The organism is Streptomyces rubradiris, from assembly GCF_016860525.1.
Taxonomy (GTDB): domain Bacteria; phylum Actinomycetota; class Actinomycetes; order Streptomycetales; family Streptomycetaceae; genus Streptomyces; species Streptomyces rubradiris.
This window is the reverse complement of the sequence record NZ_BNEA01000015.1, coordinates 5,689,894-5,714,912: the sequence shown is the minus strand read 5'-3', so window position 1 is coordinate 5,714,912 and position 25,019 is coordinate 5,689,894. Positions and strand designations below refer to the sequence as shown.

Genomic DNA, 25,019 nt, shown 5'->3' with positions numbered 1-25,019 from the left:
CGTCACCCCGCCAGCAGCCCCCGTTCCAGGGCCACGACGACGGCGCGGGTGCGGTCGCTGACGTCCAGCTTGGCGAAGACGCGCAGGAGGTGGGTCTTCACCGTGGCCTCGCCGATCACCAGGCGGCGGCCGATCTCGGCGTTGGACAGGCCGTCGGCGACCGCCCGCAGCACCTCGCGTTCGCGGGCGGTGAGGGCGACGGGTTCGGGGCGGCGCATGCGGGCCACGAGGCGTTCGGCGACCTTGGGCGCGAGGACCGTCTCGCCGCGTGCCGCCGAGCGGATGGCGTCGGCGAGCTGTTCGCGGGTGGTGTCCTTGAGCAGATAGCCGACGGCGCCGGCCTCCACGGCCCGTTCGATCTCGGCGTCCGTGTCGTACGTGGTGAGGATCAGCACCCGGGTGGCGACGGGCAGGGCGACGATCTCGGCGGTGGCGGCGGCCCCGTCGAGCACCGGCATGCGCAGGTCGAGGAGGGCCACGTCGGGGGCGAGCCGCCGGACCAGGCCGACGCCCTCGCGGCCGTCGCTCGCCTCGCCGACGATCTCGATGGCGGGCTCGCCGGTCAGCAGGGCCACGACCCCGGCGCGCATCACGGCGTGGTCGTCGACCACGACGACCCGTATCCGGTCGGTGGCGGGGTCGGTGTCGGTCATCTGGTTCCTTCGGGGGCGGGCGCGGCCGGGGCTCAGTCCTGGGCGGGTGTGGGCAGGGTGGCGAGGACGCGGGTGCCGTCCCCGGGGGAGCTGGTGACGGTGAGTTCCCCGTCGAGTTCGGCGAGGCGCCGGCGCATGCCGTCGAGTCCGAAGCCGCGGGACTCCGCGACGACGAAGCCCCGGCCGTCGTCGGTGATCTCCAGTTCGACGCCGCCGGGGACTTCGCTGAGGACGACGCCGACGGTGGAGGCTCCGGCGTGTTTGCGTACGTTGGCGAGGGATTCCTGGGTGCAGCGCAGCAGGGCGACGCGGGTGCGCTGGTCGAGGTCGATGTCGGGCAGCTCGGCGGTGACGGTGAGGCCGGTGTCCTGGACGAAGCGGTCCAGGGTGCGGCGCAGGGTGGTGGCGACCGAGCCGGCCGCGACGCCGCTCGCCGGGACGGAGCCGACGAGCACTCGGGCCTCGGTGAGGTTCTCACGCGCGGTCTGCTCGATGGAGGCGAGCTGCTGGGCGCTGCGTCCGGGGTCGGTGGTGAGCGCGGCGCGGGCGGCTTCGGCGAGTACGACGATGGAGGCGAGGCCCTGGGCGAGCGTGTCGTGGATCTCCCGGGCCATCCGCTCGCGTTCCTCGGCGGCGCCCTGACGCTGGTGGGCGAGGGCCAGTTCCTCCTGGGTGAGGGCGAGTTCGGCGGTCAGCCGCTCCTGCCGTTCGTTGCTCTGGCCGATGAAGCGGTGGATCCACAGGCCGAGGCCGGTCCCGACAGCGTAGTCGGCAAGGGTGAACACCGTGTTGCCGGTGAGGAGTTGGGGGCTCCAGCCCTGGCCGAGGGTGCCGCCGAACACGGTGAGGGCGGCGGCGCCGCCGCTGAGGGCGACCGCCTCACGGGGGGTGCGGGTGTAGAGCCAGAACTGCGGCAGGGACACGACGTAGAAGGCGGCTCCGCCGTCGAGGAGGTACGAGCTGCCGCCGAGGGTGAGAGCGAGGAGGCCCAGGTAGGCCCGGCGGTTCATAAGGCGGGTGCGCGGGCGGGCGAGGGTGAGGGCGTGGCCGAGCGCGATCAGGGCGAGCAGGCCGAACATCCAGCCCTTGCGGGCCGGCGACCGGTCGAGCACGCCGCCGGCCGTCGGCAGCAGGCCGAACAGGACCCAGACCGCCGCGTTCCACAGGCGGATTCGGTCCGGGCTGAGCCGGTCGCTCGGCTCCTGCCGCCCGTGGGCCACGCTGACTCACCTCATCCGTAAGGGTGTTCGGAATCCTAGCGGCGGGCGTGGTCAGTTCACCGGCTCCAGGGAGCGGGCCGTGGGTTCGGCGGTGGCCCGGGCGTGGCGCACGCCCCGGGAGGGCCACCAGTTGGCCTCGCCGAGCAGCAGCATCAGGGAGGGCAGGACCAGCATGCGGATGACGAAGGCGTCCAGCAGGACGGCGACGGCGAGGCTGAAGCCGATCTGCTTCATCTCGATCAGGTGCAGGGCGGCGAAGCTGGCGAAGACGGTGACCATGACGACGGCGGCGCTGGTGACCACGCCGGCCGAGCTGCCGATGCCGTCGATGACGGCCTTGCGGGTGGGGACTCCGCGCAGCGCGGCCTCCCGGATGCGGCTGATCACGAAGACCTGGTAGTCCATGGACAGGCCGAACAGGATCACGAAGAGGAACAGCGGGACGCGGGAGCCGATCGATCCGGTGGAGGTGAAGCCGACCAGTCGCTCGGCCCAGGTGTGCTGGAAGACCAGGACCAGGATGCCGAGTGAGGCGGCGGCGGACAGCAGGTTGAGGACGATGCCGACCAGGCCGAGGACGACGGAGCGGAACGCCCGGACGGTCATGGCGAAGGTGACCAGGAGGAGGGCGCCGATGATGAGCGGCAGCTTCTGTGCCTGGTGGGCCGGGTAGTCGGCGTAGCGGGCGACGTCCCCGGTCACTGCGGTCTCGGCGCCCGTGACCCTGCCGACGGTCCCGGGGACGTGACGCTCGCGGATGTCCTTCAGGGAGGTCTGGGCCTCGTCCGTGCCGACGTGGTGCGGGACTTGGAGCTGGAGCATGCTGATCCGCCGGTCGGGCGAGGTGGTCAGGGTGGAGGTGCCGCTCAGGCGCGGGTCGTCCCGGACGTCGGAGGCGAGGGCGCGCAGGGCGGCGGTGACCTCGGCTGAGCGGCCGGCGTCGGCGCGGACGACGACCTGGTGCATGGACTTCAGCTCGGGGAAGGCCGCGTTGAGCCGGTCGTAGACCCGCATGGCGGCGATGGAGCGGGAGTGGGTGTCACGGCCCATGTCGGTGAGCTTCAGGCCGAGTACCGGGGCGGCCAGGCCGAGCAGCGCGAGGACCGTGACCAGGAGGGCGGCGGCGGGCCGCTTGGCGACGGGCCGCAGCACGGCGGCGGTGAGCCGCCCGGGCCCGGTCCGGTACGTCCGCTGCCTCTTCGGCGCGAGCCCGCGGGCGGCCCGCCGCTCGGCCCGGCGCTCCGCGCGCCTGCCCATCCGGGCGAGCAGCGCGGGCAGGACGGTCAGGGAGCTGACGACGGCGACGAGGGTGACGACGATCGCACTGGTGGCGATGGAGGAGAAGATCACGTCGTCGGCGAGGTAGAGGGTGGCGCTGGAGACGGCGACGGCGAGCCCGGAGAGGACGACGGCACGGCCGGAGGTGGCGGCGGCGATCTCCACGGTGGCCCGCGGGCCGATCCGGCCACCGCCGCGGGCGCGTTCCTCCCGTTCCCGCTTGAGGTAGAAGAGGGTGTAGTCGACGCCGACGGCGAGGCCGATGAGCAGGATGACGTTGGTGCCGATGCCCGCGTCGGGGAAGACGTGCGAGGCCGCCATCGACAGCCCCACGGCCGCCACGATCGAGGACAGGGCGAGCAGCAGTGGTACGAGGGCCATGGCGAGGGAGCCGAAGACGAGCAGCAGGGTGATCAGGGTGACCGGGAGGGCGATGACCTCGGTCCGCGAGAGGTCGTCGCCGCGCAGCTTCTCGACGCCCTTGCTGATGGAGGGCGAGCCGGTCTCCTCGATCCGCAGCCCGGGGTGGGCCCGCTGCACGGCGGCGGTCCGCGCGAGCAGCGGCCCGACGTGCTTCTTGCCTTCCAGCTCGGGGCCGTTGAGGGTGACGGTGACCCGTAAGGCGGTGTGCCGGACGTCGTACACCGGTTTCGCGACGGAGCGGACCTCGGGGAGCCCGCGCATCAGGGCGGTGACATCGGCGGCGGCCGCGTCGGCGTCACGGGCGTCGAGCCGCCCGCCGCCGTGCCTGGCAGTGATCAGGACGTGTTCCACGGGCCGCTGCTGCAACCCGCCCTCGGCGGCGATCGCCTCACCGCGCCCCGCCTCGCCGGTACGGAAGTCCTCGGTGGTCGCCGCGTTGGTGCCTACGGCCATGCCGACCCCGAGACACAGCACGACGAACACCAGCCACCCGACGATGCCCCGCCAAGGGTGCGCGGCACTCCAGCCGGCCATGCGCACAGTCAGATTCTTCATGCCGACCATGCTCTTGGCGGGGGGTACGCCGCCGACAGCGGCGACCGGTTGAACCTGGGGTCCACCGGGTGGTGGACGGGGGGAGGGCGGACAGTGGCGGCCGGCACGGACCGGCCCAGTGGGAGGCGAGCGGCAACCAGACCGCCGCCGACTGGCCCGCGCGGCAGTTCGGCGACGACGGGTACGGTGAACGCGACTGTCAGGGAGCCGACCTCGTCCGCGTCGGCCGGATCCGGCTCACCCAGGTCGTCACTCCGGACGGCACGGTGTGGCGGTACCCGCCTGGGACGCGACGCCCGCTTGGCACCACATTTCATCTCGGGACGAGCGATTGCACCTAGGTGGCCGATGCCTTCGACCGGCACCTTGCCGGCGAGGGCATCGAAGCCGTCCTATGCTTGACAAGGCATTCAAGCTGATGAGGACCAACTGATGTACACGATGGAGCAGGCGGAGCGGCTGGCGGCGGAGGCTTTGCGCCATAAGTTCGGCGAGTGGAGCGATCAGGTCGCACTGTTCGGCAACGGAGAATTCGCTACAAAAAAGGGCGACTTCTTCTATTTCGGTTTCCAGTCCGTGAAGTACATCGAAACCCGGGACGAGAAGTACTTCAACTACGGCCCCAACTGCATCTCGGTACACCGCGAAACCGGCGAGTGCCGCTTCCTCGACATCCACGAGATCCTGACCTTGAATCCCTTCAAGGCGGACTGAACCAAGTCACTGGCTGGTCATCCACCGCGACCCGCAGCAGAGCCCACCCAGCGATGATGCGCGCCACGCCAGAATGCTTCTGCTGGCCACTCTGATCCCGCCGTCCCCGGGAGGCATCACCACATGAGGCCCCCAGCACCCGTCCCGCCGACACCGACGCGTGGAACGCGTACCTCGCGGAGGGCACGCCAGGCAGGCCCGCAAGCGCGTGGCGGCCGATGTGCTGCGCGGGACCCGTCCGGCCGTGTGCTCCTGGTGAACCCCACCTGCAAACCGGGGGTGGGACCTGCCCGGCGGGATGGCGGAGGCCGACGAGCCGCCGCGGGATACGGCGGTGGTGGACTGGGTGGCCCCGCACGGGTCCCTGGGGTGATCAACACGCGTTCGTCTTCGACGGCGGCACCCTGGACGAGGACCGGGCCGACCGGCTACGTCCACGAGACGGCGAACTGTCCGAAGCAGCCTTCGTCACGGCCACCGAAGCCGCCGGTCGCCTCCAAAACCGCACCGGGCGCCGGTTCGAGCACGCTCTGCAGGCACTGGACACAGGACGGCCGCTGTACCTCCGCGACGGCACAGCCTTCATATGACGATCGCGTCGCCCAGCCCCGACACCAGTGGGTCAGGCCGGCAGGTTCCAGGAGCGGCCGTCGGGTGCTCCGAGCCACACTTGTTGGGTGCCGTCCGGGTCCACGGTCAGGCCGAGGTCGGAGTGTGGGGGTGAGCCCGCGTCCTGCCAGGCAGTGAGAGCGTCTTCCACCTGATCCCAGAGGCGAAGAGGGCCGTGCTGGTGCACGGTCCAGCCGCGTCCGACCGGTTCGGTCCACGCCTGTGACCCGGTGGCGACGTCCACGAGGATCACGCCCGTGCTGGTGGTCATGAGTTCGGCGGACGGTGCGGCGAGCTGAGCGAGGAACTGCCCGGTCCAGTCGTCCAGGAGTGCGGGGTTCACGCGGGTGGCGCGGGTGTGGCCGGGATACTGGCGGAAGGTGGGTCGGGGAGGGCGTTCGTGGGGGCGGGCGAGCATGTAGCCGATCTCGTCGGGGTGGAAGCGGCCTGTGGCGGTGCCGTCGTCCTGGACGGTGAGGCGGACGAGTCCGGAGGCGAGCATCCATCCGCTGATGGTTGTGGTGATGGTTCCGCCGGCGCGCACTTGGTACAGCCAGGCTGGGGGGATGTGGCGGACGGCGCAGGTGGCCACGATGTGGTCGTATTCGGCGTCGTCCTCGTGCCCGGCTAGGCCGTCGCCGGTGATCAGCGTGGGGTGATACCCGGCGGCGTGGATGTGGTCGGCCGCCGCGGCGGCCAGGCCCGGGTCGTACTCGATGGAGTACACGTTGTTGTCGCCGAGGCGGCTGCACAGGATGGCGGTGGAATAGCCCGTACCGGTGCCGATCTCCAGCACCTTGTGACCCTCGCTGATCCCGGCGACGTCGAGCATGCGCACGATCAGGGAGGGCAGCGTGCTGGACGAGGTGGGGCGGCCGGTGACGGGTCCGGTGGCGTCGACCGCGGTGGTGCCGTCGACCTGGGTGACCCAGGTGGTGTCCTGGTAAACGAGCCCCAGCCACTTTCCGGGATCGGTCCGGTCACGGTGCACGGGGGTCCACTGGCGGCCGTCGAACTGGAACAGGCCGTTGCCCAGGAAGAGTTCGCGGGGCACCGTTTCGAGGGCTGTGCGCCATGCCGGGTCGTCCACGGGGACGGCGGCGGCGAGTTGGCGGCGCAGCTCGGCGGGGTCGGTCATGCGAGGGCTCCATGCTGTAGGCAGTCGGCGATGGCGTGCTTGATGGGAGCAGTGATGTGGCCTGGGAACCAGGCCCATTGACCGTTGGGGTTGCACTCATACCAGTGCCAGACGCCCTCACGGTCCAGACCGAAGTCGAAGGCGCCGAAGGTCAGTCCGAAAGCATCGAGGTAGGTGCGCACGCCTTTGACGATGGCCGGAGGGACGGGCACGGGGGTGTAGGTGAGCCGGTCGTAATGGCGGCGCCAGTCCACGCCAGGTGAGCCGTCGATGCGGACGGCAGTGAGGTGGTCGCCGACGGCGGTAAGGCGGATGTCTGCGGACTTGCTGACGCGCTGCTGGAACAGGTGCGCGGTGTGACGTAGACGGTCGTCGATCTGTTCTGGGATGACGTCCTCGATCCACACGGTGAGCGCGCGGCCGGTGCCGTCGATGTACTCGGTTTCCCTGAGCGGCTTGTAGATGACCGGCCCGTGTTCAGCGGCGAAGGCGCGGGCGCGGTCGGGGACGTTGGTGATGAGCGTGGGTGGCACGGTAAAACCGCAGGCGGCAGCCGTGGCCAGTTGCGCCGGCTTGTACTCGGCATCCCTGTTGCGCCATGGGTGGTTAAGGTAGTGCGCGCCGGGGAGAGTGGCGAGGATACCGCCGAGCCCGTAACGGGCTTCTCCGACGGCCCATCGGCCGGTCTGCGCGTCCATGGCAAGGTCGGCGGTGTAGGGGGTGGGCCGCCGCCAGTACACCGAGCGGACGTTCCCGAGGTCGACGCTCCGGGACGCGGTGGCGAGAGTGCCACCGGTCCCGGTGCTGTCGAAGGTTCCGAACAGGGTCACCTCGCGGGGGAAGTCGCCGGGGTCCAGGCGGACTACTGGCACGCGACGCCGGTTCAGTTCAGTGATCACTTCATCAGCCGTCGCGTCGTCCAGGCGCGTGACAACGAGGACGGGCGGCCCACCCACAGCCATCAGTCGGTGTCCCCGTTCTGGTCGCTCCCCTGGTCCGGAGTGCCGTCCAGGCTGGTCTTCGTGCTCGTCTCCTGCGACGTCTCCGACCGCTTGTGCTTGGCCTCCGCCGTCAGCGGTGCGCCGTCGCGGCCGACCCACGCGGGGATCTGCGTGTGCGGGTCGAGGACAGGCCGGGCGGCGGGGAGGACGGCCGCAGCCGGGTAGGGCCGCATGCGTCCGAGTCCCCAGGGCTTGACCTGAACCAGTGGCGTCAAGGGCTGTTGCATGAGTCTCCTCGTCTCTCAGGTGATCCGACAGTGGCAGCCGCCGCCCGGAGCTTCCGGACGGCGAGAGGGGCTCGGCCGGGGCAGTGGATGTGAACGAGCGTTGTGCCCCGGCTGGGGCAGTAGTTGGGCCATCCGCCCCAGAAGACAGGGCGGGCGGCCGTTGCGGTCCCCCTCGCGTTTGAGGGACCGCTGCGCACACCGGCAGGGACGGCTATGGGGGGCGGTCCGGTGTGGCGAGAGTCGCCACGTGCGGCTCCTTGTCGGGAACGGAGTAGGTATTCGGGGCAGAATCCGTGTGGACTTCGTCGAAGACCATGGACACCACCAGCCCGAGCCCAACGGCGACGGCTCCCAGGAGCCCTGTGCCGGCGGTTACCCCGTCGGCTTGCAGCATGCGGTGGCGGCCGGTCATTGGTCGCCGACCCTGATCGCGATCTCGGCCCAGACGCGCTTACCCCAGGGAAGGAGATCGGTTCCCCAGCGGTCGGAGAGGGCGTCGACCAGGAGGAGACCACGGCCGCCGATGGCGTCTGGTCCAACGATGTTCAGCTCGGGCATGCGGCGGGACTTGTCGACCACGGCGACGCGGAGCCGGTCGGAGCGCGGCTGCTCGGCGATCACCCGGACGCTGTGAGAGCGACCGTGGCGGACTGCGTTGGTGACGATTTCGGAGATCAGGAGCGTGCCGGTCTCTACGGCGTCCTGGTCCATGCCCCACTCCGCGCATGCCTCGCGGACTACCTGACGCGCCACCGGAACACTGGCGGCCTCGCTCGCGAGGGTGGCGCTCTGGCGCGGGTATTGCCCTGGAATCACTCGCTCGTTGGTCATGGTCGTCGTCACGCCTTGGTCTGGGCGGCTGGGGGGAGGCCCCGCCCGCGTGCCTCGGGGGAGAAGCCTGCGGGCGGGACGGCGCCGAGGCGCGTTCACGGGTGCGCCTCCCGGCGGCTGACAGTCAACGCGTGGAGAAGGGGATGGGGAGACTCCAGAGGGTGACTCCAACGCGAAGTCAGGTCAGCGGGGTTGGCCTTAGCATCGGTTCCATTCGCTACCCGGGGGGAGTTGCAGATGGACCGTCTGTCACCGAATCCGCGTGAGGTCGTCGCCGGTCTGCTCGGGGATGGACGCCTGCTCCATGCGTGCGCCGAGCGGGACATGGGGGCGGTGTTCCGGATGCTCAATGCGCGCGGTGTCAGTACGCGGCGCATCGCTGCCGCCGTCGACATTACGCAGGGGCGGCTGTACGACTACATGAACGGCAAGAGCCGGGTGGAGAAGCTGACCCTGTTCGAGCAGATCGCCGACGCCTTCCACATCCCCGGCCATCTGCTGGGGCTGGCTCGACGCTCGTGGGAGCCCGCGCCAACGACCGCCGAGCACGAGCGCACGGACCGGCCGCCGCCGGACGGTGACGACCTGGTGGCGATGGATCATTTCCGCAGCGCTGACCGGCAGACCGGCGGCGGCAGGTTGTACGGGGCTGTCGTTCGGCACCTGTCGGACCGGGTGGCGCCCCGGCTGGTCGATATCGGCAGCGGTCCGCAGGTGTTCGCCGCCGCAGCCGCGCTGACCGAGATGGCGGGCTGGATGGCTCACGACTCCGGTCATGATGACCGCGCGGCCCAGCACTTCGCCTGCGCTCTCCCTCTGGCCCGCACCTCTGGTGACTTCCCGTTGGCCGCGCACATCGCTGCGAGCAGCAGCCACCTTGCCCTTGAGACCGGGGATGTGGCCGCGGCTGTCGGCTGGGCGCGGACCGGGCTCGAACTGGCCGCGCAGGGGCCTCGGATTCCCGCGCTGACGGCGCGGCTGCACACCATGCAGGCCCGTGCACTGGCGGTCGCGTCTCAGCGCACCCCGGCCACCCACGCGCTGGAGGCCGCGCACCGCGACCTGGAGGCTTCGCCCGCTGCTGATCACCCGTGGCTGAGCCCGTTCGACGCCGCCGCGCTGGCCAGCGAGTCAGCTCTGATCCTGCGTGACCTGGAGCTGTACGACGATGCCCTGTCGTACGCCGAACAAGCTGTTGCGCTGCGCGAGGCGGGGCGGGCGCGGTCCCTGGCTCTCAGCCGGATCAGCCTGGTGGACGTCCACGTGCGCCGGGGTGACCTGGACTCCGCGGTGAGCGTCGGCCACGACCTGCTCAGTACGAGCCCGACTCTCGGTTCGGTCCGAGTGGTGCAGCAGCTTGACGGGCTACGCCGGCTGCTGGAGCCGCACCGGGGGTACCTGCCGGTCCGGGAGTACCTGGCGCGGTTCGATGATGCACGCCACGCCAGAATGCTCCTGCTGGCCGATCTGATCCCGCCGTCCCCGGGAGGCACCACCGCATGAAGCCCACAGCACCCGATCCCGCCGACACCGACGCGTGGAACGCGTATCTCGCGGAGGGCAACGCCAAGCAGGCCCGCAAGCGCGTGGCGGCCGATGTGCTGCTACGGGACCCGTACGGCCGTGTGCTCCTGGTGAACCCCACGTACAAACCGGGATGGGATCTCCCCGGCGGGATGGCGGAGGCCAACGAGCCGCCGGAGGACACGGCACGCCGTGAGCTGATGGAGGAACTCGGCGTACGCCTCACGCTGCTCGGGCTGCTGGTGGTGGACTGGGTGGCCCCGCACGGTCCCTGGGATGATCAGCTCGCGTTCATCTTCGACGGCGGCACCCTGGACCAGGACCAGGCCGACCGGCTACGGCCACGAGACGACGAGCTGTCCGAAGCCGCCTTCGTCACGGCCGCCGAAGCCGCCGGCCGCCTCCGGGACCGCACCCGGCGCCGGTTCGAGCACGCCCTGAAGGCACTGGACGCGAAACACCCGCTGTACCTCCGCGACGGCGCACCCCTCATGTGATCAACAGTGCCGCACCCGTCGTGCGCACAGTGGATCGATCGGAGCCGTCACTGCGCTGGGAGCACCGGATCACCTGACCCACTACGCTCCGGACATGGACGACGAGCCGCTCGCCGAGTGGGCTGAGCGCCGGGATGCGAGGATCGGGCAGCTTCGCGCCGTACCCCTCGTGACCGGCGACGGCCCGCAGGCATCGCATCTGAACCCCGAGGCGCCCCGCGCGATCCAGCGGTGGAACGGCCATATGTGGGAGCCGCACGGCTTCGCGGTGAACCTCGCGGAAGCAAGGCGCATGCTGTTTCCCCACTCCGAGGTTGCCCCCGCCCCTGAGGCAACACCCAAGCTCGGCCCAGGGACCGGCAGACACCGGAAGCCGCCGCCCTGATACCTCTGCTGGAGTGCCGGCCCACGCCAAGCCCCCCCGGCGTGGCTACCTTCATGGCTACCTTCGTAGCGGCGAGGTTCGGTCTGAACCGGTACGGAACGGGGTGAGGCGACGCCCGCGATTCCACGAGAGAAGGCCCCTGGCCTTCGATACCGCAGGTCAGAGCCCTGAGCGGCAGACGAGTCGGGCTGTACGCCGGGTTCTGTTCCCCGGTTGCCTCGCGGCGGCCGGGGCGACGGCCATCCATCTAGGGCCGGCGTTGCCGTCGGCCTCGTGCGGTCTACCCGCGGACTCGGGCGGGCAGCCCTCGATCGTCCGCGCAGGGACACCGAGGTGCCCCCTCTTGACCTTGCTCCGGGTGGGGTTTACCTAGCTGCCCAGGTCACCCTGGGCACTGGTGGTCTCTTACACCACCGTTTCACCCTTACCAGGGACCGGAGTCCCTGGCGGTTTGCTTTCTGTGGCACTGTCCCGCGGGTCACCCCGGGTGGCCGTTAGCCACCACCCTGCCCTGTGGAGCCCGGACGTTCCTCGGGAAGCCCCCTAAGGGACTCCACGCGGCCGTCCGCCCGGCTCGTCTGCCGTAAGGACCATGGTACCGGGCGGCCGGCTCGGCCCGGACCGCGCCCACTACGGCAGCGGACGCTGTTCGTCGTACGGTCGCGGCCAACGGACCTCCGGGGCCGCCCGCTCCAACGTCGCGAACGCCGCCTCCAGCCGCTCCCTGTGGTCCCGGGCCACCTCCTCCACCGGATCTCCCGCGAGCAGTCGGCGTACGGAGGTGACGAACACCGTCCGGTACGCGGCCGTGGTCAGCGCCGCCCACAGTTCCGGGTCCGCCATGCCCGCCTCGTCGAACGCCTCGGTCAGCGCCTCCTCGACTTCCTCCACGCCCTCCCGGGCCCGGGCGCGCAGAGCGGGCGAGTCGGCGACGATCCGCCAGAAGTCGGCGAAGGTGTCCCCGACCCCGCCCAGCGGATGCCGCTCTTCGAGGAGCCGGAGCGCGAGGCGGCGCAGGGCGGTGAGCGGGTGCTCGTCGGGTGCGCGATCCCGTACGGCCGCCGCGAAGAGGGCCGCCGCCTCCGGGATGCGGTCCAGGAAGAGATCCTCCTTGCGCGGGAAGTAGTTGAAGACCGTCATCGGGGAGACGCCCGCCGCGCGGGCGATCTCCGCGACCGTCACCGCGTCGAAGCCGCGCTCCCCGATCAGACCCGTCGCGATGTCCGAGATGCGCTGCCGGGTCTCCCGCTTCTTCCGCTCCCGCAAGGAGAGGTCCCGATCGTGCCTGGAGTCCATGGGGAAACTCTATCCCAGAAATCTATAGTCACTCGAAACTTTTAGTGACTACAGTTACCCGTCATGACGACGAGCGAGTACGACTACGACGTGGTGGTGGCCGGTGCCGGCCCCGTGGGCCTCTTCCTCGCCTGTGAGCTGCGGCTGGGCGGCGCGCGGGTGCTGGTCCTGGAGCGGCGGACCGAGGTGGACGAGACGGTCAAGGCGGGCTCCGTCAACATCGCGACCGCCATCGCCCTGTACCGCCGGGGCCTGCTGCCCGAGCTGGCGGCGGCCGGGGAGGCGTCCCTGGCCCGGCTGCGCGACTTCCGCGGGAACGGCCGCCCCCAGCCGAAGTTCGCCAGGCGCTTCGCCGGGCACTTCGCGGGGATCATGCTCGACCCGGACCTGTTCGACGGCTCCGATGCCGCATGGACGGACGCGGGTCCCGCCGCCGGTGTCGGGCTCGCCGTGCCCCAGGCCGAACTGGAGCGGATCCTCGGCCGGTGGGCCGGACGGCTGGGCGTCGAGATACGCCGGGGCGTCGAGCTGACCGGCTTCGACACCGACGCCGACGGGGTGACCATGCACCTCGACACCGACTCCGACACCGACACCGACACCGACTCCGACTCCGACACCGGCACCGACACCGACACCAACGGGGTCAGCATGCGCACCGATAGCCCGCGCACCGGCCCGCGAACTCTTCGGGCCGGACGCCTCGTCGGGTGCGACGGCGGGCGCAGTACCGTCCGCAAGCTGGCCGGGTTCGACTTCCCGGGCACGGCACCGGAGATCACCGGCTACCAGGCGGTCGTACGGCTGTCCGGGGCCGAGCGGCTGGGCACCGGCTGGCAGACCACCGACACGGGGACGTACGTCCACGGGCCGTTCCCGGGGCGCGTGCTCACCGTGGAGTTCGACGGTCCGCCGGCCGACCGGTCCGCGCCGGTCACCGCCGGGGAACTGGAGGCGAGCCTGCGCCGGGTCTCGGGCGTGCCCGAGGTGAGCGTCACGGAGGTGCTCACAGCGACCCGGTTCACGGACAACGCCCGCCAGGCGACCGACTACCGCAAGGGCCGGGTGCTGCTCGCGGGCGACGCGGCGCACGTGCACGCGCCGTTCGGCGGGCAGGGTCTCAACCTCGGCATCGGGGACGCGCTGAACCTGGGCTGGAAACTGGCCGCCGTCGCACGCGGCCGGGCCCCCGAGTCGCTGCTAGACACCTACACCGCCGAACGGCACCCCGTGGGCGCCCGGGTGCTGGACTGGACCCGGGCCCAGGTCGCGCTGATGCGCCCCGACCGGCATGCCCGCGCGCTGCGCCGGGTGGTCACCGACCTGGCGCTGACCTCCGCCGGCGCGACCTACCTGGCCACGCGGATCTCCGGCGTCCGGCAGCGCTACGACCTGCCCGGCGACCACCCGCTGACCGGCGTCTGCGCGCCCGACCTGCGGCTTGCCGACGGCACCCGGCTCGGCGAGCGGCTGCGCACCGGCCGCGCCCTGCTCCTGGACCCGGCCGACGACGCCGGGCTGCGCACCCGGGCCGGGGGCTACGGCGACCGGCTGGACGTGGTCACGGCCGCCTGCCCGGACCGGCCCGGCTTGCGGGGGCTGTTCGTACGGCCGGACGGGTTCGTGGCGTGGGCCTCCGACACCGCGGGCGGCGCGGGGCTGCCCGAGGTCCTGGAACGCTGGCTCGGCACACCCCGGGCAGCCGCCGCATGACCGACGTCAACACCACCACACCGACCCGGCGCCCCCGGCCCACCCCTTGACCCCGCCGTGACGTCAACGTCTGTACTGATCCCATGCGGATCGGAGAACTCGCCGCCGCCGTCGGCGTCACGACGCGCACCGTGCGGCACTACCACCACCTGGGCCTGCTGCCCGAGCCGGCGCGGCGGGCCAACGGCTACCGGCACTACGCGCTGCGGCACGCCGTCGTGCTCGCCCGGATCCGACGGCTGACCGAGCTGGGCCTGGGCCTGACCGAGGTCCGGGACGTGCTCGCCGACGACGCGGGCAAGGACCTCACCGAGGTGCTGACCGAGCTCGACGAGGACCTGGCCCGGCAGGAGGCGGCGGTCCGGGAGCGCCGACGGCGGCTGCGGGCGCTGCTGGACGCCGGGGAGCCGCCCGCCGACGGACCCGTCTCACCCGAACTGGCCGTCCTGCTCGACATGTTGCCCGCCGATGACTCCCCCACGGCCGCCAAGGACCGGGAGATCCTGGCCCTGGTCGACACGGGGGCGTCGGCGGAGGACCGGGAGCGGCTGTCGGCCGCGTTGCGCGGCGCCCTGGACGACCCGGACGCGGTGGCCCGTACCCGCGAGGCGTACGCGCTGCTCGACGCGCTGGCCGACGTGGACCCGGGTGATCCGCGCGTGGAGCGGACCGCGCGCACGCTCGCCGCGTGCGTACCGGACGGACTGCCCACGGAGGGCCAACCCGACCTGGACAACGCGGTGTTGCGGGCCGTGTACGCCGACTTCGCACCTGCCCAGGCGGCGGCGGTGCGCCGTATGCTGGAGATCATTCTGGGGGTGGAGAGATGACGCCGATGTACCTGATGGCCCGGCACGAGATGCGGCTCTTCGTCAGCCTGGCGCTGTGGCTGGCCCGGCGCACCCAGGGCACCGCCGACGGGCGGGCGTTCGGGTACGCGCGCGGGCAGGGCTCGACGCTGCTGGGGCTGGCCTTCGTCTGTGTCGTCGAGACGGTCGGCGTGTCCTTCATGCTGCGGGACATGCCGCTCGCGCACGACGTGCTGCTGGCGGTGGACGTGTACACCGTGCTGTTCGTGATCGGCCTGCACGCGGCCGGCGTGGTCCGGCCGCACGTGCTGTCCGGCGACGCGCTGCGGGTGCGCCACGGCGCCCATGTCGACCTGCGGATTCCGCTGGCCTCGATCGCCGCCGTACGCCGGGAGACCCGCACCACGCACAAGCCGGAGCCGGACGCCCTGGACCTGATCGTCGGCTCGCAGACCACGGTGACCCTGGAGCTCGCCGAGCCCGTCGTGCACACGTCCCTGCTGGGCCGGCGCAGGCCGGTGCGCGTGGTCCGGCTGTACGCCGACGACGCGGGTGCCCTGGTCCAGGCCCTGGCCGCGCGCTGAACCCCGCGGTCGAGGCCGCGGGCGGGACCGCCGTACCCTGGCGCGGAGGTCTACGTAAGGAGTACGTGTTGCTGGTCCTGCTGCCGCCCTCCGAAGGCAAGGCGAACTCGGGCGACGGCGCCCCGCTGGAGCTGGACTCGCTGTCCCTGCCGGGGCTGACCGCCGCGCGGGAGGCCGTGCTCGGCGAGCTGGTCGAACTGTGCTCCGGCGACCCGGAGAAGGCCCGCGAGGTGCTGGGGCTCAGCGAGGGGCTGCGCGGCGAGGTGGCGAAGAACGCCGGGCTGCGCACGGCCGGCGCCCGCCCCGCCGGCGAGATCTACACCGGTGTCCTCTACGACGCCCTCGGCCTGGCCACGCTGGACGCGGACGCCCGGCGGCGCGCCGCCGACTCGCTGCTGGTGTTCTCCGGGCTGTGGGGCGCGGTGCGGGTGACGGACCGGATTCCCTCCTACCGCTGCTCGATGGGCGTGAAGCTGCCGGGCCTCGGCGCGCTGGCCGGGCACTGGCGGACGCCGATGGCCGAGGTGCTGCCGGCCACGGCCGGCGAGGGCCTAGTGCTGGACCTGCGCTCCTCGGCCTACGCCACCGCCTGGAAGCCGAAGGGCGAGGTGGCCGGGCGCACGGCGACGGTACGGGTGCTGCACGCGCCCACCCGGAAGGTCGTCAGCCACTTCAACAAGGCGACGAAGGGCCGGATCGTGCGCGCCCTGCTGACGTCCGGGGCCACTCCGGAGAACCCGGCCGAGCTGGTGGAGGCGCTGCGGGAGCTGGGCTACGCAGTGGAGGCGGAGGCCCCCGGCAAGGCGGGCAAGGCGTGGGCGCTGGACGTGCTGGTGGACGAGATCCACTGACCGGCACGCCGGCCGCACCGGCGCGCGTTGCAATATGCGCAACGCTCGTTGCGAGTAGTGCGGCTGATGGGCACGATGAGGGCATGACCTCGCCGCTGCCCCGCTCCGCCGACCCCTCCGGCCCGGATGCCGACCCCTGCGTCCTTGACCTCGCGCCCGTCCTGCCCGTGGTGGTGCTCGCCGACGCCGCCGAGGCCGTACCGCTGGCCCGGGCGCTGGTGGCCGGCGGGCTGCCCGCGATCGAGGTGACCCTGCGGACCCCGGCGGCGCTGGACGCGATCCGCGCCATCGCCCGCGAGGTGCCCGAGGCGGTGGTCGGCGCGGGCACGGTGGTGACCCCGGAGCAGGTGGACGCGGTGACGGCGGCCGGGGCGCGGTTCCTGGTCAGCCCCGGCTGGACGGAGTCGCTGCTGACGGCGATGCGCACGTCCGGGGTGCCGTACCTGCCCGGGGTGTCGACCGCCTCGGAGGTGGTCGCGCTGCTGGAGCGCGGGGTGCGGAAGATGAAGTTCTTCCCGGCGCAGGCGGCGGGCGGTACGGCCTATCTGCGCTCGCTGGCCGGGCCGTTGCCGCAGGCCCGGTTCTGCCCGACCGGCGGCATCGGGCCGGCGACCGCGCCGGAGTACCTGTCCCTGCCCAACGTCGGCTGCGTCGGCGGCAGTTGGATGGTCCCGGCGGAGGCGGTGGCCGCCCGCGACTGGGACCGGATCGAGGAGCTGGCGCGGGCGGCGGCCGGGCTCAGGAGCGCAGGTGGGACGTGTCGTTGAAGAGCCGCACGCTCGCGTTGCCGTCCGCGTAGTACGCCACCGCCGACAGCGAGGCCGCCGACAGCTCCATCCGGAACAGCGACTCGGGCGGGGCGCCGAGGGCGAGGCGGATCAGCGTCTTGATCGGGGTGACGTGGGTGACCAGCAGGACCGTGCGGCCCCGGTACGCCGCGACCAGTTTCTCCCGGGTGGCGGCCAGCCGTACGGCGGTCTCGGCGAAGCTCTCGCCACCGCCGGTGGGGTGCGCCTCCGGGTCGGCGAGCCAGGCGTTCAGGTCGTCCGGGTAGCGCTCGCGCACCTCGCCGAAGGTCAGGCCCTCCCAGGCGCCGAAGTCCGTCTCGCGCAGGCCGTCCTCGATCGTGACGTCCAGGTCCAGCCGGGCGGCGACGATGCCGGCGGTCTCGCGGGTACGGGCCAGGGGAGAGGCCACGATCGCCTGGATGGTGCCGCGCCTGGCCAGGGCGTCGGCGACGCGGTACGCCTGCTCGCGGCCGGCGGCGGAGAGGGCGGGGTCGCTGCCCCCGCTGCCGGAGAAGCGTTTCTGGGGGGTCAGCGGGGTCTCGCCGTGCCGCAGCAGCACGAGGGTGGCCGGGGCACCGAGATCGGGAGCGGCGCTCCAGCCGGGCGCCGAGGGATGCGCCTGACCTCCGGTCACCGGCCGCTGCCCACCGGCGGCCGCCGGGCGCTGCCCGCTGCCGGCCACCGCTGCGGCCGGGGCGGCCCCCGCCCCGGCGGCACGACTACCCGCAGCGGATTCGGACGCCGCGTCAGCCGCCCGGCCGACTGCGTCCGCGGAAGACGGCGACCCCCCGGCGGAGGACGACGACTCCCCGGCGGATGCCGTCCCGGCCGCACGGTCAGCCCCGGCGGCGGCCGGCGTCGGCTCGGCGGGCGGCGTCCCGGCCGTCGGCTTCGCGGTCGCCGCCTCGGCCGTGCGGCTGGCCGCGGCTGATTCGGACGCCACCCCGGCCGCCCCGCGGCCCGCCCCTGCCGAGGACCGCGGTTCACCGGCGGTTGCCGCCTCGGCCGTGCGGTCAGCCCCTGCTTCGGCGGCGGTCAGCGCCGCCTCGGCCGTCGTCGGCTCGGTCGGCGTCGGCTCGGTCGGCGTCGCCAGGTCGGCGCGGGAGCGGGACGGGGTCCACTGTTCGCCCTTCGCGCCCGCGTCCATCGCCTCGTTGGCCAGGCGGTCCGCCTGTTTGTTCCGCTCGCGCGGGATCCACTCGTACGTGACCTGGTCCGGCGGGAACACCGAGCGTGCCTCCATGGCCAGGGGCTTCATGTCGGGGTGCTTGATCTTCCAGCGGCCCGACATCTGCTCCACGACGAGCTTGGAGTCCATGCGGACGCGGACCCGCGCGCCGGGGTCGAGGGCGTGCGCGGCGCGCAGGCCGGCCAGAAGGCCGCGGTACTCGGCGACGTTGTTCGTGGCGGTGCCGAGGTACTCCGCCGCCTCGGCCAGCGTCTGCCCCGTCACCGCGTCGCGCACCACGGCCCCGTAGCCCGCGGGCCCGGGGTTGCCCCGTGACCCGCCGTCGGCCTCGACGATGAACTCCCGCACGCCCGCGCCCCCGGGTTCCTCAGATGCCCGACTCGGCCGTACGCACCAGGATGCGCCCGCAGTTCTCGCAGCGGACCACCTTGTCCCGGGCCGCCGAGCGGATCTCGTTCAGCTCGGTGATGGCCAGCTCCTGCCGGCAGCCCTGGCAGGTCCGGGCGTACAGCTTGGCCGCGCCGATGCCGCCCTGCTGGGCGCGCAGCTTGTCGTACAGCTTCATCAGGTCCTCGGGCACGGACGCGGCGACGACCTCGCGCTCCTTCGTCACCGAGGCGACCTCGCCGTCGATCTCCTCGAACGCCGCGTCCCGGCGCCCGGTGGCGTCGTCGATCTTCGCCTGCACGGAGGCGACCCGCTCGGTCAGCTCGTTCACCCGCTCCTGCGCGGCCTCGCGGCGCTCCATGACCTCCAGGACCACGTCCTCCAGGTCGCCCTGCCGCTTGGCGAGGGAGGCGATCTCGTGCTGGAGGTTGGACAGGTCCTTCGGCGAGGTGACCGCGCCGGAGTCCAGCCGCTGCTGGTCGCGGACGGCGCGCTGGCGCACCTGGTCGACGTCCTGCTCGGCCTTGGTCTGCTCGCGGGCGCAGTCGCTCTCCTCGGTCTGCGCGGCCACGAGCAGGTCGCGCAGCTGCGTGAGGTCCTTCGTCAGCGAGTCGATCTCGGCGTGCTCGGGCAGCGACTTCCGCTTGTGCGCGAGCTGCTGGAGGCGGACGTCGAGGGCCTGGACGTCGAGGAGTCGGATCTGGTCGGCGGGCGCGGCGTTCAGTTGGGGGCTCCCGTGGGCTAGAGGGTTGTGGTGGACGCCGCGTGGGCGGTCCAGGGGTCGGTGACCGTCTTGGAGACGTGGACCCGCAGGTCCCAGCCGTTGCGGTCGGAGATCTCGTCGAGCTGGCTCGCGGCCAGCTCGCACCAGGGCCACTCGGTGGCCCAGTGCGCCGCGTCGAGCAGCGCGAGGGGGCTCGTGGCCACCGCCTCGGAGGCCGGGTGGTGGCGCAGGTCCGCGGTCAGGAAGGCGTCGACGCCGGCCGCGCGGACCTGGTCGAAGAGGCTGTCGCCGGAGCCGCCGCTGACGGCGACCGTGCGGACGACGGCCTCGGGGTCCCCGGCCACCCGGATGCCCTGCGCGGTGGCGGGCAGCCGCTCGGCGGCGCGGACGGCCAGTTCGCGGACGGTGAGCGGGTGGTCCAGCTCGCAGACCCGGCCGAGACCCCGGCGCCCGTGCGGGTCGGTGGGGTCGGGCACGAGGGGCCGTACGACCCGCAGGTCCAGGGCGCCGGCGAGGGCGTCGGAGACACCCGGGTCGGCGGTGTCCGCGTTGGTGTGGGCGACGTGCAGCGCGATGTCGTTCTTGATCAGCGTGTGCACGACCCGGCCCTTGAAGTGGCCGGCCGCGACCGTGGTCGTGCCCCGCAGATACAGCGGGTGGTGGGTGACCAGCAGGTCGGCGCCGAGCTGCACCGCCTCGTCGACGATCTGCTGGACGGGGTCGACGGCGAACAGCACCCGGGTGACCTCCTGGCCGGGGTCGCCCGCCACCGTGCCGACCGCGTCCCAGGACTCGGCCCGCTCGGCGGGCCACAGGTTCTCCAGCGCGGCGATGACTTCAGACAGACGGGGCACGGGCCAAGGCTACCTGGCTGTTCGACGGGGGTGTACCGCATGCGTCCGGTCTGGCCCGGCTCGGCACACCCGTCCCGGTTTCCTCGGGTGAATCGCTTCTGCGCCACCCGTATGTGTGAAGCGGGCCTCGGCGCCCGCGCGCGCCGGAGCGCGCCGAAACTAGCGTCGTCGCCGGAGGTGACCGAACGATGACGGCCTGTGCTATCGAACCCCCGTCCACGAGCGGGACGGACGGCGTGCCGGAGGCGGGGTGCGTGATCACGGCGGACGGCGCGTACGCGGCCCGGCTCGCGCCCGCCGGTGACTGCTGGTTCCCAGAGCGCTGGACCCTGGACGGCCCGGAGCCCTACGCGGTGCCGCTGCCCGGCACGCAGCCCGAGGAACCGGGCACCGGGGTGCAGCCGATGGGCGACGGCCGGGTGCTGGTCCACCGGCCGTCGGCTTCGCGGCACCTGTTCTCGTTGCTGTACCCGGCCGGGACCGGCACCGGTGAGCTGCCGCTGGGCTCGGTGGAGTGCCCCGAGCCCGGCACCCGGCTGGTCCTGCTGCCGCCCGCCCCGGGAGGCGGCCGGGCGTACGCCCTCGCCGCCGGTCCGCGATCCGGCGTGGTCTGGCTGGTGGCGGGCGGGGCGGCCGGCCCCGAGCGGCTGGCCGAGGTGCCGGGGCGCTGCGCGGGCGGGGTCTGGCTGGACGGCACCGGGCGGCTGCTGGCGCTCGACCGGGAGCTGGGCGGGCGCACCAAGACGGTCGTGCTGGACCTGGAGCGGGGCGTGGTCTCGCCGCTGCTCCAGATCACGGACGACAGCGACGACCGGCTGCTGCTCGCCGACCCCGACAGCGGGCTGCTGCTGATCTCCTCCGACGCGCCCTCCCCCGGGCAGGAACGATTGGGCTGGGGCGTGCTGGGCAGCAGCCTGCCGGTGCGGTTCCCGGAGTGCCTGCGGCTGCCGGACTGCGCGGTGACGCCGTTCGCGATCCAGCCCGGGCAGGTGCTGACGCCGGAGAACTGCGCGGTGGCCTTGCGCGTCGACGGGGCGTTCGGCACGTGGGTGGGCACCTGGCGCCCCGCCGAACGCCGGGTCCGGCACCTCCCGGCCCCCGAGGGCTGGCTGGCCGGGGCCGGGGTGTGGACTCCTAAGGGGGTCCTACGACTCCCGTACGCGACCCGGACCACACCGTGCGGCGTGACCGACCTGCCGGCCGCCCCGCCCGGAACCCAACCCGCCACTCCGCCCGGAACCCAACCCGCCGCTCCGCCCGGAACCCAACCCCCCACCCCGCCCGGAAACCAACCCCCCACCCCGCTGGAAACGCCGGCCCCCGCGCCCGCGGCGACCCGGGCCGTCAGGCCGGTGCCGGTGCGGCCCGTGCCCTTGCAACAGGCCCCTCTGGGGCGTCTTGTAACGAACTAGTGCCGGTTGGCGTGTGCGCCTGGATTCGGCCCGTGGTGCGCCGGTTACACTCCCCGGCTGTACCGAAGATGATGTTGACGGGGTGAATACGTCCGATGAGCGACACCAGCACGACCGAACAGCTGTCTGCCGGCTCTTCCGAGACCGCGGGCCACGGCCGGCACCGAGGCCCGGTCGCCGTCCAGGAGAGGGAGACCGCTCCGCACGGCCGGCACCGCAAGCCGGTCCAGGAAACGGCCGAGGCGGCAGCCTGACGGCAGTGAAGAGGCGGGGGGCGTCCGACACCGGGCGCCCCCCTTTTTTCCTTCTCCCCTTGTCTCCTCTTCTCTTCTCTCCTCTTCTCTGCTCTTCTCTGCTCTGCTCTTCACCCGCGCTTGAGCGACAGCACCTCCGCCGCCGCGAACGTCTCCCCCGCCGGCCGCCCGGCGAAGTACGGAGTGAGCAGCGCGTCGAGTTCGTCGTAGGTGAACGTCTCCCGCTCGCTGTCGTACTTCGCCCGCACCCGGGGCCGGTCCAGCACGGCCACCATGCCGCCGTGGACGACGAACAGCCGGCCGTTGACCCCGGCGGCGGCCGGTGAGGCCAGATAGCCGACGAGCGGGGCGACGTGCTCGGGGGCGAGCGGGTCCAGCCCCTCCGCCGGCGGTCCGAAGCCCGCGAAGACGTCCTCGGTCATCCGGGTCCGGGCGCGCGGGCAGATGACGTTGGCCGTGACGCCGTACTTGGCGAGGGCGAGGGCCGTGGAGGTGGTCAGGCCGACGATCCCGCCCTTGGCCGCCGCGTAGTTGGGCTGGCCGGCGGATCCGGCGACGAACGCCTCCGAGGAGGTGTTCACGATCCGCCCGTACACCGGCTCCCCCGCCGCCTTGGACCGCTGCCGCCAGTGCGCGGCGGCGAACCGGGTGGTGTTGAAGTGCCCTTTCAGATGGACGCGGATCACCGCGTCCCACTCCTCCTCCGACATGGAGAAGACCATGCGGTCGCGCAGGATGCCGGCGTTGTTGACGAGGATGTCCAGCTTCCCGAACGCATCGGCCGCCAGCTCGACCAGTTCCCCGGCCTGCCGGAAGTCGGCGACGTCCCCGGTGTGCGCGACGGCCGTGCCGCCGGCCGCCCGGATCTCCGCCGCGACCTGTTCGGCGGGCCCCGCGGACGCGGCACCGGAGCCGTCCCGGCCGGGCTGCCCGTAGTCGTTGACGACGACGGCCGCGCCGAGCCGGGCGAGTTCCAGCGCCTCGGCCCGGCCGAGCCCGCGCCCGGCGCCGGTGACGATCGCGGAACGTCCCTCTAGTGGCAGTGTCATGGCCCGGCTTCCTCAGATCTCGATGCAGGTGCGCAGGGCGGTGCCGGTGCGCATCTGGTCCAGCGCCTCGTTGATCCCGGTGAGCGGCACCCGGTGGGTGATCAGGCCGGCCAGGTCGACGCGGCCGGCCCGCCACAGGGCGATCGCGCGCTCGTAGGAGCGCAGCACGTCCCCGCCGCCGTACAGGGACGGCAGGATGCGCTTCTCGTCGAAGAACAGCTCGAACATGTTCAGCCGGAGGTGGTCGTCCAGGGCGCCGGCGCCGACCACGACGAGGGTGCCGCCGCGCCGGGTGGTCTCGTAGGCGGTGCGGGCGGTGGCGGACTTCCCGACGACCTCGAAGACGTAGTCGAAGCCCTCGCCGCCGGTGATCCGCTGCTTGGCGTCGGCGAGTTCCTCCGGTGCGACGGCCCGGGTGGCGCCGAAGCGGAGGGCGGACTCCCGCCGGGAGGCGACCGGGTCCACGGCGACGATCTCGGCGGCGCCCTTCAGCCGCGCCCCCTGGACGACGGAGATGCCCACGCCTCCGCATCCGATGACGGCGACCGACGAACCGGCCGTCACATCGGCGGTGTTGAGGGCGGCGCCGAGTCCGGTCGTCACCCCGCAGCCGATCAGCGCGGCGATGTCGAAGGGCACGTCCTCGGGGATGGGCACCGCGCAGCCGGCGTCGACCACGACCTCCTCGGCGAAGGTGCCGGTGCCCGCGAAGCCGAAGACGTCGCCGCCGGAGCGGCGGAAGTTGGGGGTGCCCGCGTTCATGAACCCGGCCAGACACAGCTGGGTCTGCCCGCGTCTGCAGGCCGGGCAGCTCCCGCAGGCCGGCAGCCAGCACAGCAGCACCCGGTCGCCGGGCTTCAGGTGCGCCACCCCGTCACCCACGTCCACGATCTCCCCGGCGCCCTCGTGGCCGGGCACGAAGGGGGCCGGCTGGGGCAGCACCCCGTTCATCGCGGACAGGTCCGAGTGGCACAGGCCGGTGGCGCGCACCCGGATCCTGACCTTGCCGGGGCCGAAGCCCACCGCCTCGACGTCGTCGAGGACCTCCAGCTTCTCCCGGCCGATCTCGTGCAGTACGGCGGCGCGCATGCTGCGGCTCCCCTCACTGGCTGCTCAGGCGTGCGGAAACGACGGCTTCTTGCGGCTTTCCGGGAGTGACACCGCTCAGGAGTGCTCCACGACCGTGTCGGCGAGCACCGGCGCGTCGTCCCGCTCCACGGCGCCGGCCTCCGCCCGCACCCGGCTCTCCTCCCGCCACATCCGGATGCGCAGGGTCTCGCCCGGGAACACGACTCCGGCGAACCGGGTGTGGTAACCACGCACGCGGGTCACGTCCCCGTCGAGCAGCGTGTCCACGACCGCCTTGAGCGTCATGCCGTAGGTGCACAGCCCGTGCAGGATGGGCCGGTCGAATCCGGCGCGCTTGGCGAAGTCGGGGTCGGCGTGCAGCGGGTTCCAGTCGCCGCTGAGGCGGTAGAGCAGGGCCTGGTCCTCGCGGATCGGGCGCTCGACGGTCCGGTCGGGGTCACCGGCGGGCGGGTCGAGCCGGCCGGAGGGGCCGCGGTCGCCGCCCCAGCCGCCCTCGCCGCGGACGAAGATCCGGGCGTCGCTGGTCCACAGCGGGCCGTCGGCGTCGGCGACCTCGGTGCGCATGACCAGGACGGCGGCGGTGCCCTTGTCGTGGACGGCGGCGATCCGGCCGGTGGCGGTGGCGGTGCCCCGTACCGGGAGGGGGCGGTGGACCTCGATGCTCTGCCCGCCGTGCAGGACGCGTGCCAGGTCGACGTCGATCCCCGGCATGGACAGCCCGCTGATCACACCGGGCGAGCCGTTGCCCGCGACGGTGGCGAAGCTCGGCAGGACGCGCAGCCGGGACTCCAGGGTGTAGCGCAGCTCGTCGGGGTCGGTGGCGGGGTGTCCGGCGCCGATGCCGAGGTGGTAGAGCTGTACGTCCTTGTGGTCCCAGGTGATCTCGCCGGTCCGGGGTGCGGCCGCGAGGGCCTGCGCTGCGTCGATGGGCATGGGGCTCCTGAAGCGGTGGAGGCGGTCGTGGC

The 25,019-nt window shown here is 72.7% G+C and carries 25 protein-coding genes and 1 other RNA gene; 11 read left to right on the top strand and 15 right to left on the bottom strand.

Features of this window, described 5'->3' with window-relative positions; all coding sequences use genetic code 11:
* Positions 1-2 precede the first annotated feature (2 nt).
* Genes Srubr_RS38710 through Srubr_RS38700 form a run of 3 tightly spaced genes read right to left on the bottom strand, consistent with a single transcriptional unit; the run spans position 3 to position 4,129 of the window.
* Positions 3-653: a response regulator gene (locus Srubr_RS38710; protein WP_189999462.1), complete on the bottom strand. Its 651-nt coding sequence runs from the start codon at positions 651-653 to the stop codon at positions 3-5.
* Between the two features lie 32 nt (positions 654-685).
* Positions 686-1,873 (bottom strand): sensor histidine kinase, encoded by a 1,188-nt coding sequence (locus Srubr_RS38705; protein WP_189999463.1) that lies wholly within the window; start codon positions 1,871-1,873, stop codon positions 686-688.
* 51 nt (positions 1,874-1,924) lie between these two features.
* Positions 1,925-4,129: an MMPL family transporter gene (locus tag Srubr_RS38700; protein WP_189999464.1), complete on the bottom strand. Its 2,205-nt coding sequence runs from the start codon at positions 4,127-4,129 to the stop codon at positions 1,925-1,927.
* Between the two features lie 432 nt (positions 4,130-4,561).
* Between Srubr_RS38700 and Srubr_RS38695 the strand changes: the two genes are divergently transcribed.
* On the top strand, positions 4,562-4,843 hold the full coding sequence (locus tag Srubr_RS38695) for a hypothetical protein (RefSeq protein WP_189999465.1): 282 nt from the start codon (positions 4,562-4,564) through the stop codon (positions 4,841-4,843).
* A 622-nt stretch (positions 4,844-5,465) separates the two neighbouring features.
* Here the strand turns inward: Srubr_RS38695 and tgmC are convergent.
* The 4 genes from tgmC to Srubr_RS38675 form a co-directional block, all read right to left on the bottom strand.
* The gene (gene tgmC, locus Srubr_RS38690) at positions 5,466-6,590 is read right to left on the bottom strand and encodes an ATP-grasp peptide maturase system methyltransferase (protein ID WP_189999466.1); all 1,125 of its coding nucleotides are present in this window, start codon (positions 6,588-6,590) and stop codon (positions 5,466-5,468) included.
* A complete protein-coding gene (tgmB, locus tag Srubr_RS38685) occupies positions 6,587-7,552 on the bottom strand; it encodes an ATP-grasp ribosomal peptide maturase (RefSeq protein ID WP_189999467.1) in 966 nt (321 codons plus the stop codon). Before tgmB ends, tgmC begins: the two co-directional genes overlap by 4 nt.
* Positions 7,552-7,818 (bottom strand): putative ATP-grasp-modified RiPP, encoded by a 267-nt coding sequence (gene tgmA, locus Srubr_RS38680; protein WP_189999468.1) that lies wholly within the window; start codon positions 7,816-7,818, stop codon positions 7,552-7,554. Before tgmA ends, tgmB begins: the two co-directional genes overlap by 1 nt.
* Positions 7,819-8,226: 408 nt before the next feature.
* A complete protein-coding gene (locus Srubr_RS38675; RefSeq protein ID WP_189999469.1) occupies positions 8,227-8,649 on the bottom strand; it encodes an ATP-binding protein in 423 nt (140 codons plus the stop codon).
* A gap of 237 nt (positions 8,650-8,886) precedes the next feature.
* Between Srubr_RS38675 and Srubr_RS38670 the strand changes: the two genes are divergently transcribed.
* The 3 genes from Srubr_RS38670 (at position 8,887) to Srubr_RS38660 (ending at position 11,055) form a co-directional block, all read left to right on the top strand.
* A complete protein-coding gene (locus Srubr_RS38670) occupies positions 8,887-10,152 on the top strand; it encodes a helix-turn-helix transcriptional regulator (RefSeq protein WP_189999470.1) in 1,266 nt (421 codons plus the stop codon).
* Positions 10,149-10,670, top strand: coding sequence for an NUDIX domain-containing protein (locus tag Srubr_RS38665; protein WP_189999471.1), 522 nt, complete (start codon positions 10,149-10,151; stop codon positions 10,668-10,670). The genes Srubr_RS38670 and Srubr_RS38665 overlap by 4 nt, the downstream gene beginning before the upstream one ends.
* Positions 10,671-10,764: 94 nt before the next feature.
* Positions 10,765-11,055: a DUF6087 family protein gene (locus Srubr_RS38660; RefSeq protein WP_189999472.1), complete on the top strand. Its 291-nt coding sequence runs from the start codon at positions 10,765-10,767 to the stop codon at positions 11,053-11,055.
* A gap of 175 nt (positions 11,056-11,230) precedes the next feature.
* Here the strand turns inward: Srubr_RS38660 and rnpB are convergent.
* Both rnpB and Srubr_RS38650 read right to left on the bottom strand, forming a co-directional pair.
* An RNA gene (gene rnpB / locus Srubr_RS38655) (RNase P RNA component class A) lies at positions 11,231-11,632 on the bottom strand.
* A gap of 53 nt (positions 11,633-11,685) precedes the next feature.
* On the bottom strand, positions 11,686-12,351 hold the full coding sequence (locus Srubr_RS38650) for a TetR/AcrR family transcriptional regulator (protein ID WP_189999473.1): 666 nt from the start codon (positions 12,349-12,351) through the stop codon (positions 11,686-11,688).
* A gap of 63 nt (positions 12,352-12,414) precedes the next feature.
* On the opposite strand from Srubr_RS38650, the gene Srubr_RS38645 reads away from it, so the two are divergent.
* The 5 genes from Srubr_RS38645 (at position 12,415) to Srubr_RS38625 (ending at position 17,075) form a co-directional block, all read left to right on the top strand.
* Complete coding sequence (locus Srubr_RS38645) at positions 12,415-14,064, top strand: FAD-dependent monooxygenase (RefSeq protein WP_189999474.1); 1,650 nt, start codon at positions 12,415-12,417, stop codon at positions 14,062-14,064.
* 83 nt (positions 14,065-14,147) lie between these two features.
* Entirely contained in the window at positions 14,148-14,894 is a 747-nt protein-coding gene (locus Srubr_RS38640) for a MerR family transcriptional regulator (protein ID WP_189999475.1), read from the top strand.
* The gene (locus Srubr_RS38635) at positions 14,891-15,457 is read left to right on the top strand and encodes a hypothetical protein (RefSeq protein WP_189999476.1); all 567 of its coding nucleotides are present in this window, start codon (positions 14,891-14,893) and stop codon (positions 15,455-15,457) included. The genes Srubr_RS38640 and Srubr_RS38635 overlap by 4 nt, the downstream gene beginning before the upstream one ends.
* Before the next feature lie 68 nt (positions 15,458-15,525).
* Positions 15,526-16,308, top strand: coding sequence for a peroxide stress protein YaaA (gene yaaA / locus Srubr_RS38630; protein ID WP_189999477.1), 783 nt, complete (start codon positions 15,526-15,528; stop codon positions 16,306-16,308).
* Between the two features lie 83 nt (positions 16,309-16,391).
* Positions 16,392-17,075 (top strand): bifunctional 4-hydroxy-2-oxoglutarate aldolase/2-dehydro-3-deoxy-phosphogluconate aldolase, encoded by a 684-nt coding sequence (locus Srubr_RS38625; RefSeq protein WP_189999478.1) that lies wholly within the window; start codon positions 16,392-16,394, stop codon positions 17,073-17,075.
* Here Srubr_RS38625 and Srubr_RS38620 read toward each other — a convergent pair.
* From Srubr_RS38620 to Srubr_RS38610, 3 genes are read right to left on the bottom strand one after another with little or no spacing between them, the layout of a single operon-like run.
* Positions 17,047-18,633, bottom strand: coding sequence for a bifunctional RNase H/acid phosphatase (locus tag Srubr_RS38620; protein WP_189999479.1), 1,587 nt, complete (start codon positions 18,631-18,633; stop codon positions 17,047-17,049). The genes Srubr_RS38625 and Srubr_RS38620 overlap by 29 nt on opposite strands.
* Positions 18,634-18,652: 19 nt before the next feature.
* Positions 18,653-19,396, bottom strand: a complete 744-nt coding sequence (locus Srubr_RS38615; protein ID WP_189999516.1) for a zinc ribbon domain-containing protein — start codon at positions 19,394-19,396, stop codon at positions 18,653-18,655.
* 17 nt (positions 19,397-19,413) lie between these two features.
* Complete coding sequence (locus Srubr_RS38610; RefSeq protein ID WP_189999480.1) at positions 19,414-20,250, bottom strand: Nif3-like dinuclear metal center hexameric protein; 837 nt, start codon at positions 20,248-20,250, stop codon at positions 19,414-19,416.
* Between the two features lie 188 nt (positions 20,251-20,438).
* Here Srubr_RS38610 and Srubr_RS38605 point away from each other — a divergent pair, with 188 nt between their 5' ends.
* Positions 20,439-21,662: a hypothetical protein gene (locus tag Srubr_RS38605; protein ID WP_189999481.1), complete on the top strand. Its 1,224-nt coding sequence runs from the start codon at positions 20,439-20,441 to the stop codon at positions 21,660-21,662.
* 95 nt (positions 21,663-21,757) lie between these two features.
* Positions 21,758-21,916: a hypothetical protein gene (locus tag Srubr_RS38600; protein WP_189999482.1), complete on the top strand. Its 159-nt coding sequence runs from the start codon at positions 21,758-21,760 to the stop codon at positions 21,914-21,916.
* Positions 21,917-22,026: 110 nt separating this feature from the next.
* Here the strand turns inward: Srubr_RS38600 and Srubr_RS38595 are convergent, their stop codons facing one another.
* The 3 genes from Srubr_RS38595 to Srubr_RS38585 form a co-directional block, all read right to left on the bottom strand.
* On the bottom strand, positions 22,027-22,965 hold the full coding sequence (locus Srubr_RS38595; RefSeq protein WP_189999483.1) for a 3-oxoacyl-ACP reductase: 939 nt from the start codon (positions 22,963-22,965) through the stop codon (positions 22,027-22,029).
* A 12-nt stretch (positions 22,966-22,977) separates the two neighbouring features.
* The gene (locus Srubr_RS38590; RefSeq protein ID WP_189999484.1) at positions 22,978-24,054 is read right to left on the bottom strand and encodes a Zn-dependent alcohol dehydrogenase; all 1,077 of its coding nucleotides are present in this window, start codon (positions 24,052-24,054) and stop codon (positions 22,978-22,980) included.
* A 75-nt stretch (positions 24,055-24,129) separates the two neighbouring features.
* Positions 24,130-24,987, bottom strand: a complete 858-nt coding sequence (locus tag Srubr_RS38585) for a MaoC/PaaZ C-terminal domain-containing protein (RefSeq protein WP_189999485.1) — start codon at positions 24,985-24,987, stop codon at positions 24,130-24,132.
* Positions 24,988-25,019: the final 32 nt, after the last annotated feature.